Below are 889 nucleotides of genomic sequence, written 5' to 3'. Positions count from 1 at the left end.
AAAAACGAGGAACGAGAAATTAATATATTCACCCCGACGCACAACGCCCCCATCAAGCGCCGCAGAATGCGGTCGCTTGGATGGGCTTGTTATACGAAAATTACTCCGATGCCCATTTAGTTTCCCATTCGAAGTATGGATTTTTATGACCGTCTGCCACAAGATTCATAAATGTACTGTGCTTTAACCCATCTAGGCTATTTTCAAGAAGACTTGGTAAACCAATATTTGATCTCATGTGATCTTCAGTCCATATGAGCATAGATTTGACGAATGGCCTTAACCAATCTTTTGTATCATCAGAGTCTTTGAGCTCCATTCTGACATAATTCATACCGTTGAGATAATATGTATAGAGAGCCGCTCTGGAATTGCAAAAGGCTATTAGATCATCATTTGAAATTTCAGGATATTTCCATTTCATTTCTTTTAATTCATCTACATGATCAGAACAACTACTTATATGTTTGTGCATCTTGCCAGAAATATAAGGTGTATTAGCATACTCTGAATCAGCCTTGTTAGATTCGTTAATACAATAAATCTGATAAGAGGATAATCCACAACCATATTCTGTAATTGCTTCTCTCATAGACATGAAGGGATTATCTGATAGACAAACCATAAATACTCGATGATGGAAGTCTTTTATTATGTTTTCCTTATTCTCCTGCTGAAAACTCGAGAGCAGCGTATCACCATAAAAGTATTTTTCCGTATGGTGACTTATGCATTTACCTAATTGAGAATTTTTAAAATTCTTGACTGCTTTATTAGCTTGGTACTTCTTTATCCAAGAGCCTATCATACTAAAAACTGCTAAAAGCTCGATTATAACTCAATGTTGGTTTTTCGTATAACGCCTGCATTAAGGGCGCCGAAGGCGTCC

At 36.9% G+C, this 889-nt stretch carries 1 protein-coding gene; it reads right to left on the bottom strand.

Going from position 1 to position 889, the window contains the following annotated elements; all coding sequences use genetic code 11:
- Positions 1-100 precede the first annotated feature (100 nt).
- The gene (locus tag QMA35_RS21875; RefSeq protein WP_281649247.1) at positions 101-808 is read right to left on the bottom strand and encodes a hypothetical protein; all 708 of its coding nucleotides are present in this window, start codon (positions 806-808) and stop codon (positions 101-103) included.
- Between the last annotated feature and the right edge of the window lie 81 nt (positions 809-889).

It is taken from the genome of Parendozoicomonas sp. Alg238-R29, assembly GCF_947331445.1.
Taxonomy (GTDB): domain Bacteria; phylum Pseudomonadota; class Gammaproteobacteria; order Pseudomonadales; family Endozoicomonadaceae; genus Sansalvadorimonas.
Note: the sequence above shows the minus strand (reverse complement) of the source record. Positions and strands in the feature narration are given on the sequence as shown.

Excerpts from the sequence above, each read along its gene's own strand:
- QMA35_RS21875 (WP_281649247.1), bottom strand. The coding sequence starts at position 808 with ATGATAGGCTCTTGGATAAAGAAGTACCAAGCTAATAAAGCAGTCAAG.